Below are 9,957 nucleotides of genomic sequence, written 5' to 3'. Positions count from 1 at the left end.
GAAAACAATACGAGGAGCCTGATCGGCAAGAAGATAATGGATATCGAACTGCCCGGAGAGAGTCTAATCACGATTCTTAAACGAAATGGAGATATTAAAATTCCTCACGGCAATACCGTTATAGAGGAGAACGACGAATTGTCCATCATAGGCGAGATTGATGATATAAGCCTGATCAAGAAATGGAAAAATAAAGGCAGTGAGTAGCTAACCCACACAGTACAGTTTCTACCGGTTGATTACGGGTTCCGAAATGGACCCTTCTATCCGGATCGTTATTCCGTCTTCACTGCGGGGAAGCGAAATAGAAAGCAGCTGTTCCACATTTTCCAGCACCCGGCTGAATGAATCTGAAAAATCTGTTATGGAAAGCGTTGCGTTTTCCAGCGCGGATTTGCCCAGCGGCTGTTGCAGGTCAACAAGACCGTCGGCTGAGAACAGGGCGAGCTCGGATTTCAGCCGTGTTTGCACCTGCAGCATGCCCGGTTGAGGCTTCGGGGTGGACTGAAAACGCGCCGACTGGAAAGGGATGGCATCCGTGGAGTAGCCAAATCCCTTGATAAAAAAACCGTATTTATCTTGAAAAGCTTCAAAAGGTTTCCAGATCAGTGAATCCATGGTCACCTCGTGCCGGCCCTCCTTCCAAAACAATCTGTCCCCGGCGGCTACCGTCCCGCGGTATTGGAAGTCTTTAACCTGCAGACCGGAGACAAGCGTATTGGGAAACTGTAACCGGAGCCGGGATCCTTCGGCGCGAATGGCCTGCGGTTTGCCGAATACGGTATCGGTAACCGCTGCCCGAATACCATCGAGCGCCTCACCCTCGAAATGGATATGGATACTGTCAGAGGAGACTTGCTGAAGGGTGGACTTATTGACGTAGGATGGGTTCAGCAGCAGCGCTTCGGCCCGGTTCAGGTTCTTCAGGGCATATTCTGTCCCTCCAAAATAAAATTTCAGCACATCGAGATAACGGAGGTCTACCGTAAGGCGGCCGGCACGCTCTATGTGATTGCCCAGTATGATGGTTAGGTCCCGGATAATGATTTTACCCGTAAACGGGGTCACTTCAACGGAAGAGTGTTTTACCGAAATCGCATGATCACCTGTTGTCTGCTCTTCGATGAGTTGTATGATTTGCTCTTCGGCCTGACCGGCGGCATAAAAATGATAACCGATGACGATGGCAGACACAACCAACAGACCAGCTAAATAATAGTTTGTCTTTTTCATAAATAGTGGGTCAGGTATTTACGCAGATAACTTCATTTCTCGCGCCCGTGCCGGTACTTATGTTACACTATTGTGGACTTCAGGAACATCAGCGGCGAGTCGATTTAGAATTTCATCAAATGTATAGGTGTCTTCCTCGCTTTTCTTCATATTGCGGAGGGTGAATTTGCCCTCGTTAAGTTCGTTTTCTCCCACAATGATGGTGTGGCGGGCATTTTCGCGGTCCGCATCTTTCATCTGGGCTTTGATGGAACGACCGATATAATCCATAGAGGCGGAGAGGCCGGCGCTGCGGAGTTTCGGCAGATGCCTGAGGGCCCATCGCCGGGCTTTTGCGCCGAGCGTAACGATATACACGTCCAGCATTTCTTCCTCCACCAGTTCGATATCCAGCTCTTCGCAGGCAATCAGCAATCGTTCGATACCGGCTGCAAAGCCGACGGCAGGGGTCGGGGATCCCCCGACTTCTTCGATCAGCAGGTCATACCGGCCGCCACCACCAAGTGCGTCCTGGGCCCCCAGATCGGGACTGATGAGCTCAAAGGCCGTGCGGGTATAGTAATCGAGTCCCCGCACCAGGTGAGGGTCTTCCTCAAAAGAAATGTTCAGGTCGGTCAGCAGCTCTTTGACTTGCTCGTAGTGAGCGGACGTTTCTTCGGTCAGATAATCGGTAATGACCGGCGCGTCTTCAATGAAAGGTTGATCTTCCGGTTCTTTCGAATCCAAAATCCGCAGCGGGTTGTTCTCGAAGCGTTTCTGTGAAATATCGCTCAGTTGGGAAAGATGGGGACGAAAGTAGTCTGTAAGGGCGTCGGTATAGTTTTTTCGGCTTTCGGGATCCCCGACAGAGTTTATTTTCAGTGTGGTATTTGTGATGCCCAGCCGCTCGTAAATAGCCATCATCAGGGCAATAATATCGACATCCGCAGCAGGAGCATCGGCCCCGATGATTTCGGCACCGAACTGGTGGAATTGCCGCTGGCGGCCTTTTTGAGGTTTTTCGGCCCGAAACATGGGACCGATATAATATAAATTCTGGGTTCCGCCGCGCTGCTCCAGGTGATGCTCGACAAAGGCGCGGGCAACGGGGGCGGTGCACTCGGGACGCAGTACATAGTGGTCATCGCCGCGCTGGAAGGCAAACATCTCCTTGGAGACAATATCGGTGAGCTGGCCCACGCCCCGGGCAATGAGCTCGGTCTGCTCCATGATGGGTGTGCGAATTTCTTCAAAGTTAAATTTTTTAGCCTCCTCGCGGACAATGCGTTCGATAGTTTGCCATTTCCCCACTTCATCGGGCAGGATGTCAACCATTCCCAGGTGCGTACTAAACGTCGGTTGCGCCATGAACTTATATTATTTCGATTATAGATAGTTGCTCCCAAGATAAGAGTATGAAAACAGAAATCCTTAGTCAATTTTATAGGGAAGGGGGATGGATTTCCCTCTTTCTATAAAAGTCACAGATAAAGACGGATCCCGAACCGATTTTCTGTCGATCTGTTTATATTATAATGGTGGGGATCTGCGACCCATCACATACCGGTAAGGACCATTTTACCGGTATTTATGTTGTCCTGCATGCGCTGGTGGGCCTCTTCGGTTTTTGTCCAGTCAAAGGTTGAATCGATCACCGGTTTCAGGGTCTTTTCTTCAAACAGGGAATGGGTCCGGGCGGAAAAATCTTTTGTAAGCTCAATCTTGTATTCCAGCGAACGCGAGCGCAGGGTCGAACCCATAATACGGAGTCGTTTTTTAAGAATGGGAACCAGACTGAGATCATCAATTTTATGTCCCCCTAAAAAAGAAAGATATACCACGCGTCCATCCACAGCCAGCACATCCATATTTTTATGCCAGTATGGTTTGCCGATAAAGTCGATAATTAGGTCCACTGCGTCGGGACCCAGCCGACTGGTAATCTCTTCCGCATAGTGCTGTGTTTGATAGTTGTAGGCGAAATCAGCGCCGAGCTCCAGGGCGGTATCCAGCTTGTGTTGTTTACCCGCCGTTGTAATGATTCGAGCCCCAACCAGGTGACGGCTCAGCTGAATGGCCGAGGTGCCGACTCCGCTGCCCCCCGCATGGATAAGCACGGTTTCATTTTCCTGCAGCTTTCCCAACCAGTCCAGTGCCTGAAAAGCCGTCAGAAAGGTTTCGGGGATGGCCGCTGCTTCCGGGAACGCGAGGTTCCGGGGAATGGCCATGGCCACGTGCTCATGGATCGTGCAGTATTCCGCATACCCTCCACCGGGAAGTAATCCAAAAACGGGTTCGCCCGCCTGCCACCTGCTTACCTCACTCCCCACTTGTTCAACAATTCCCGCCATCTCCAGGCCGAGCAGAGGGCTGGCCCCTTCGGGGGGAGGGTAGCGGCCGGTGCGTTGCAGCAGGTCGGCACGGTTAACGGCGGTCGCTTTGACGTCGACCAGGATTTCGTGGGGATCGGGTTGGGGGACCGGAGTATCACGGATCTCGAGTGTTGAGTTTTTACCGGGATTGAGCACATGAATTGCTTTCATAGCACAGGTTTTTTAGAACATATTCAACTGGAAACGCATGTTACACCGTTAATTTGTACAGGCGATCACAGCCTTCCGCCAGCAGGTTTTTTACGTCGTCCGAAAGATCAAAGAGCAGGATTAACCCTGTAAACAGGATGGTGATGGCGGCGGACCGAACCATTAAGTCTACAAAGAAATTATACAGATACGGAATCTGAAACGAAAGTCCCAGGCAGCCGGCGGCAATCAACAGCACAAACAGGGCACTCCAGCGAAAAGGCTGCATGGAAAAAGTGATCCAGACAAAAATAAACTTCACTAAATTGTAGATAAAGATGGACAGGGCCGTGGCGATGGCGGCCCCGAGCATGCCGTAGAGCTGAATGAAAAAGTAGTTGGTGCCAATTGTAAGGACGATGAGCATGATATTCGTATAAAGGTCAAACCGGTAATGCCTGGAATTCATGATGATGCTGCCGTTGATGCCGGTGGCCATGTTAAAAAGCTTGGCCGCACCGACCACGATAATGATCCATTCAGCTCCCTGGTATTCGGCGGGCAGCAGGTGCATAAGGTTATGCATATTCGCCCAGATGCCCACATAGAGCAGCGTACCGGCAATAATCTGGTTCAGGGAGGTGCGCTTGTACAGGCTGTCGATCTCTTCGTACTTATTTTCTTTCAGCAGTCCGGCCAGCACGGGGCTGGCGATCTTGATGATCGAACGCTGGGGTACGGCTATGACCGATCCCACATAGAAGGCGATGGCGTAGACGGCGGTGCTGTTAAGGTCGATCATGGCACCGAGCATGATGATATCAATGTTGCCCACCAGCAGGGTCGCGAGTCCCCCAAGCAGGGAATAGGCCCCGTACACTCCCATCCCTTTAATGAATTTGGAATGTTTGTTGATGTCGGGAAAAGTCAGCGTAAGTTCTCCCTGGAGATAAAGATAAATCAACAGATAGGCCGGCTGAATAGTGTAGGTAAGAATAAAACCAATCATAAACCCGGTAAAAGAGATCAGGTTAAAATAATAAATGCCCAGCAGCAGGATAATGAGGGCCCGCACAAGTACTTCGTTGACAAATGAACCGGTGACGGAATCCTGGAGGGCCCGAACATAGTTGTTAAGCACCTCAAAAAAGAGCGTGGCAAAAACCAGGGGTACAAGATAAAGGTAATAGGCGCTAAAGAGAGCGGAGGTATCGTCATAATAGGTTAAAAACAGCTCCTGCAGTAATAGATAGGCCGTGGTAAACAGCAGAAAGCCCCCCATCGGAACCAGCAGGATCAGTGCGAGCAACTTACCTTTGGACTGCCGGGAGTGCTGGAAATAGGGGAAATAGCGTATGACGATATTTTTGACCCCGAGATGAGCAAACTGGGCACAAACCAGAGACAGTGAAATGAGCAGCCGGGTCAGCCCGTACTGGTCGGGATGTAGAATACGGGGATAGAGTAAAATCGTTGACACAAAGCCCAGGGCAATCCCCAGGTAGGAGATAACCGTGTTTTGAATGCTCTGTCGAATGATTACGCCCAACTGACTCGAAAGTTAAGTGTTAAGGTTAACGTTTTTGTTTCTGTAGTTACGCTTATTATCTGTTTAGATCAAGCCAGGAACCTATTTGGTATTCCAGGGCTTCCGGCTCAAACGGCACAAAGCCGTTACCCGGGTAGTTGGTCATCTCTCCGAAATATATCGTATCGCCCGGCAGGTAAAGGTCGACGCGAATGAAGTTGAAATCCGCCGACAGCTTTTCCGCCACTTCTATAGCTTCACTGAGATGTTCCGGTTTTGGGGTGGTCCCGGTATAGGGCGGATAGAGCAGGCGACCGTCAATGGAATTAAAATCCCGATCGAAGAGATTCCGTTTCTGGGTCCCGAAGCGATCGTAGTCAACCTGGATGAGTTTGACTCGCCCGTCAAAGCAGAAGAACTTATAGTCTTTGGGAATATTGTGATCGGCATCAAGCAGCAGCGTTTCGGCCAGCAGGGTCCTCGGCAGGTCCTTATAGACCCACTCCCTGCCAATGGTAAAATAATGGGTCTGTTGCCAGTGCTCAGTCTGTTGTCGAATGTCGTCAAATGCCTCCTGTTCTTTATCGGACACAATGCGGATCATGCCACATCCGTGATTAGCTTTAAGCACGAATTGGGAGGGCAGGGATCTCCAGGCCGCTGCTGTGAGCGTGTCAAAGGTGTCAATAAGCGGTACAAGATGTTCCTTACCCACCTTTTCGGCTACAAACCTTCTCACTTTTATACGGTCCGCCACTCTTTTTCGCAGTTCTGTGCGTTCATACAGCTTGATAAACTGAACTTTTTCCGTAAATTTTTGCGGCTGCTCAATATCCGGCCATTCGTCCAGTTCCAGCCAGTACCGGACTTTCGCATATCCCTTATCCGAGAGCAAATGGCGAACCACTCCCCAGAAAAGTTTTGTCAAAAGGGGATGTAAGAGCTTTTTCATAATCGTAAACGTTGCAACAACCGGGGAATAGGCAGGTGGCTATTCCGGTCGTTTTGTGAAATAGCCGTCAATAATCCATTTTCGAAATTTTATGAGCATCACGCCCTTGGCGGGTTGCAGGGATATCACGTACGGCAGAAAGAGAGCAAAGGTGGCCATGCATTTTCCCAGTTCCAGGATCCATTTCCTGATCCTGCTCACGGGCTTGTGCTCCACCTGCAGCGCTATGCTCTGTCCCAGCCCCACCGCCTGTCGCCTGATGTATGCTTCAGTAAGCCGCCCTTTGTCCACCCGGTGATAAAGCATGGCCTGGGGCAGGTACTGGATCGCAACGCCTTCCGCTTTGAGTCGCTCGAAAAATTCTTTCTCTTCACTGGCCTTGAGCTGGTTTCCCATGCGGCCGAGGTTGGTATCGAAAGTTCCCAGCCGGTCGAATATGTTCTTGCGAAACCCCATATTCCCTCCGAATGGATACTTGTTCCCGGGATATGTTCTGGGTGCGTTGCCCAGGTCATGATGTCCCAGCAGAGGCAGCAGGAAATGCGACATCCAGTTGGGACGCGGGTCATCGAATTGCACATGGATCTTCCCGCCGCCAGCGACGGCTTCCGGATGTGTTTCGAAGAAGTTCAGCCAGGCGGGCATCAGCATTTCTGTGGCACGGATGTCGTCGTCGAGAAACACGACACAGGAAGCTGCGGCCTCTGCAATGCCCCGGTTTCTGGCATGGGAGAGGCCCTGATTCGACTCTTTGATATAACGGATGGGATTGTGATCTTTGGGATACGACTTCTGATGCCGCTTGACGATCTGAGGGGTCGCATCGGTAGCGTTATTGTCGACGACGAGCACTTCGACCGGGAGTTCAGGCAGATGTTGCTGTCGCTTTAGTGAACGAAGGGTATCATCGAGATAACCGGCACGATTGTACGTGCAAATAATAAATGTGACCTTCGGTGGGTTGTGCATTACGCTGGTATAATCTGCGTTATTGTAAAGCTTGAAAATACATTTTTTACTGCGAATTATGCTAATTTTGATATTATTGCGAATAATCCCCTTATGAATGAGAAACCGCTTGTATCGGCTATTGTCACTACCCACAATCGTTTGACGTTGTTGCCGCGTGCGCTCGATTCGGTGGCTGTGCAGAGCTATCCCCGTATGGAACTGGTGGTGGTGGACGACGGTTCCGAAGAAGATGTGGCGCCGGTGGTGGAAGGCTACAGGGAAGCGGTACCGGTACGGCTGCTGCGGAACCGTAAGCCGGCGGGTGCCTGCCGGGCGCGCAACCAGGGTATTGAAGCGGCCGACGGGGCCTTTGTAGCGGGACTCGATGACGATGATGCGTGGTCTGAGCGCCGGGTTGAAAAGCTTATGGAAGCTTATTCCGACAAGTACGCTTTTATAACCTCAGATGTGCGCATGGTGTATGAAAAGAGGAGCGCCGTGTGGCAAAAGCCCGCAGAAATAACGCTTGGTGACCTGCTGTATTCCAATTACGTGGGAAACCAGGGATTGATCAGGAAGGAGCGTCTGCTGGCTGTGGGTGGTTTTGACGAAACACTGGAGGCGGCCCAGGATTATGACCTGTGGATCCGCCTGGCAGAACAGTTTGGCCCGGTAAAAAACGTGCGGGAACCGCTTCAGGATGTGCATATGGAACACGGCGGGCGGCGCATCTCTAATCCCCGGGATCAGCTGCGGGGCTACCTGAAATTTTACCAGAAACACAAATCGAAAATGAGCCGGAGCCAGCGCAAGTACCAGCTTTATAATATTAGAAAGGCTACGGGAAAGGTAACGGGACTTGCTGATTTGATCGGGTGGGTACCTCCTCACCGCTGTTGGAAAGAGATAAAAAATCTGATAGCAGGTGGAATGCTGGAGTGAAACCCTGACCGCCATGTGCGTTATCTGTATCTTTCTGCTTGTATATATAAACAGAGTACACCAACGGTTATAATAGAATTATGGGATTTTTAAAACGCCTGATTGATGACATCCGGCTCTATTGCCGCTTCAGCTGCCGGCGGCTGGGACTGCCCGGATACCAGGTGCATCAAATATATCTGCCCGAGCAGCAGCTCATTTATATTCCCATTCCCAAAAATGCCTGCACTTCGATCAAACATGCCCTGCACGAGATCGAATTCGGCAGGCGGTTTGATGCCGATCTGCCGGCGTTTTCCGACTACCGCGAGCACCACGACTACTATAAAAAACGTCCCGCTGCTTTCACGAGTGTCTCTGCGCTGAGAGAGCAGACAAGCAGTACCCGCTTTGCCCTGGTTCGTGACCCGGTGAGGAGACTGATCTCCTGTTATCGCAACCGGGTAGTGGATTTAGGCGACTTGACGTCCAGCCGCAGTACATTGAAGCGGTTGGACGTGCCCACAGAGCCGGATATCAATACCTTTTTTCTGCATTTGGAGGAATACCGGAGGGTTAACAAAAGCATAGAGCATCATTCCCGCCTGCAAAGCGCATTTTTAGGTGGCACTCTCGCGTATCTGGACCGGGTATTTACGATGGGGGATATTCCGGAGCTGGTAGCCATGCTGCGCACCTACAAGCCGGGGTTGAAATTGCGCCAGCGCAAAACCGGGGGCACAAAAATAACGCTGGCTGATTTATCCCGAAAGGCGCTGCGGCATGCCATAGATTTTTATAGCCCGGATTATGAGCTGTTGAATCGCTACTTTAGCCCGCAAGAAATTGTTAAGGAGCACAGGAAAATGAAAAGAGGGGAATTTTGAGCTGAGTTGGATAATTTTGCTGGCAACCCGGGAGACCACTGAGTTGGCTGATCCAGGAGATTTAAAAGGGAAGTCAAGGAAATAGTGACATGATTTGGATCCAACCATACACACGCTTAATCGGGTGATGGTCCCATGACTGGACGAGAGAAAATTACGAATCGATCGTATCTCCGACAAAGGATAAAAAACCGGGGAATATGCTTCTTCAGAGGGGAGCAAAACAACAAAAGCCCTGCGGCTGCAGAGCTTTCTTTCAAGTAACTGTTGACAATATACGAGGATTACCCTATACAGAACAAGTATTTTTTCTTTAAGGTAGGTAATATATAAGTAATCCATATCTAATAGGAGTTAATATCCTTTTAATGACATATTAATAGCAACCGACTTTAGTTCATAGGTTAAAATAAAGGTTCGTATTTTGGCCGATTCAGTGTCATTCTCCTGGAAAAGGATGGAGGGAAAAATGTGAAGTAAGAATTGCAAATGGAGAAATCAGAGGACAAATGTAAACTACCTGCCACCTGTCATCATGGGGCTGTATCTCTTTTACTGTTCCAAAGGCCCACTGCCCCGATGCCGGTAACCCACAGCAGAATATGTCCCGCCCAGGCGAGGCGCAGGCCCCAGATGTTGGAGGCGGGTTCGAAAGTCATGCGAATTGTGTGCTCGCCCGCCGGTACCTGGAGTCCCCGCAGCACGAAATTTGTTTTGAAGATCGTCGCCGGTTCACCGTCAATCGTAGCCTCCCATCCCGCAGGATAATAGATTTCACTCAACACCAGGAATCCTTCGTCTGGGGACGAAGTTTCAATTTCAATGGTTTTGGCGTCGTAGGATGTTACCGAGGCCCGGGCCGTTGTATCTGTTGAGGCAGTTATAGTTTCAGCAGTCTCAACAATGGCCTTGGCAGCCGGATTAAAACCGGCCGACGGTTTCATCAGGTCCACAGCTTGCCGGGGACCTGAGACGGTGGTTACG

At 50.5% G+C, this 9,957-nt stretch carries 10 protein-coding genes; 3 read left to right on the top strand and 7 right to left on the bottom strand.

The features are described 5' to 3' along the window. On the top strand, positions 1–207 hold a 207-nt coding region (locus ACESLU_RS07830; protein WP_372637513.1), incomplete at its 5' end, for a TrkA C-terminal domain-containing protein. A gap of 21 nt (positions 208–228) precedes the next feature. Here ACESLU_RS07830 and ACESLU_RS07825 read toward each other — a convergent pair. The 6 genes from ACESLU_RS07825 to ACESLU_RS07800 form a co-directional block, all read right to left on the bottom strand. Beyond that, complete coding sequence (locus tag ACESLU_RS07825; protein WP_372637510.1) at positions 229–1,233, bottom strand: hypothetical protein; 1,005 nt, start codon at positions 1,231–1,233, stop codon at positions 229–231. 57 nt (positions 1,234–1,290) lie between these two features. After that, on the bottom strand, positions 1,291–2,580 hold the full coding sequence (hisS, locus tag ACESLU_RS07820) for a histidine--tRNA ligase (RefSeq protein ID WP_372637508.1): 1,290 nt from the start codon (positions 2,578–2,580) through the stop codon (positions 1,291–1,293). A 188-nt stretch (positions 2,581–2,768) separates the two neighbouring features. Further along, complete coding sequence (locus ACESLU_RS07815) at positions 2,769–3,755, bottom strand: NAD(P)H-quinone oxidoreductase (RefSeq protein ID WP_372637505.1); 987 nt, start codon at positions 3,753–3,755, stop codon at positions 2,769–2,771. A gap of 40 nt (positions 3,756–3,795) precedes the next feature. Further along, complete coding sequence (locus ACESLU_RS07810) at positions 3,796–5,283, bottom strand: lipopolysaccharide biosynthesis protein (protein ID WP_372637502.1); 1,488 nt, start codon at positions 5,281–5,283, stop codon at positions 3,796–3,798. 55 nt (positions 5,284–5,338) lie between these two features. Continuing rightward, on the bottom strand, positions 5,339–6,214 hold the full coding sequence (locus ACESLU_RS07805; protein ID WP_372637498.1) for an ATP-grasp fold amidoligase family protein: 876 nt from the start codon (positions 6,212–6,214) through the stop codon (positions 5,339–5,341). Positions 6,215–6,253: 39 nt separating this feature from the next. Continuing rightward, entirely contained in the window at positions 6,254–7,183 is a 930-nt protein-coding gene (locus ACESLU_RS07800) for a glycosyltransferase (protein WP_372637495.1), read from the bottom strand. A gap of 93 nt (positions 7,184–7,276) precedes the next feature. On the opposite strand from ACESLU_RS07800, the gene ACESLU_RS07795 reads away from it, so the two are divergent. Both ACESLU_RS07795 and ACESLU_RS07790 read left to right on the top strand, forming a co-directional pair. Continuing rightward, the gene (locus tag ACESLU_RS07795; protein ID WP_372637492.1) at positions 7,277–8,107 is read left to right on the top strand and encodes a glycosyltransferase; all 831 of its coding nucleotides are present in this window, start codon (positions 7,277–7,279) and stop codon (positions 8,105–8,107) included. Positions 8,108–8,187: 80 nt separating this feature from the next. Further along, a complete protein-coding gene (locus ACESLU_RS07790) occupies positions 8,188–8,973 on the top strand; it encodes a sulfotransferase family 2 domain-containing protein (RefSeq protein ID WP_372637489.1) in 786 nt (261 codons plus the stop codon). A 533-nt stretch (positions 8,974–9,506) separates the two neighbouring features. Here ACESLU_RS07790 and ACESLU_RS07785 read toward each other — a convergent pair. Further along, on the bottom strand, positions 9,507–9,957 hold a 451-nt coding region (locus ACESLU_RS07785), incomplete at its 5' end, for a YfhO family protein (RefSeq protein WP_372637486.1).

Source organism: Fodinibius sp. (assembly GCF_041642155.1).
GTDB lineage: Bacteria > Bacteroidota > Rhodothermia > Balneolales > Balneolaceae > Fodinibius.
This window is presented reverse-complemented; position numbering and strand designations above follow the sequence as displayed.

Bases quoted from the DNA above. Each gene is read 5' to 3' on its own strand.
- hisS (WP_372637508.1), bottom strand. From the start codon at position 2,580: ATGGCGCAACCGACGTTTAGTACGCACCTGGGAATGGTTGACATCCTG.
- ACESLU_RS07815 (WP_372637505.1), bottom strand. From the start codon at position 3,755: ATGAAAGCAATTCATGTGCTCAATCCCGGTAAAAACTCAACACTCGAG.
- ACESLU_RS07795 (WP_372637492.1), top strand. From the start codon at position 7,277: ATGAATGAGAAACCGCTTGTATCGGCTATTGTCACTACCCACAATCGT.
- ACESLU_RS07825 (WP_372637510.1), bottom strand. From the start codon at position 1,233: ATGAAAAAGACAAACTATTATTTAGCTGGTCTGTTGGTTGTGTCTGCC.
- ACESLU_RS07800 (WP_372637495.1), bottom strand. From the start codon at position 7,183: ATGCACAACCCACCGAAGGTCACATTTATTATTTGCACGTACAATCGT.
- ACESLU_RS07805 (WP_372637498.1), bottom strand. From the start codon at position 6,214: ATGAAAAAGCTCTTACATCCCCTTTTGACAAAACTTTTCTGGGGAGTG.
- ACESLU_RS07790 (WP_372637489.1), top strand. From the start codon at position 8,188: ATGGGATTTTTAAAACGCCTGATTGATGACATCCGGCTCTATTGCCGC.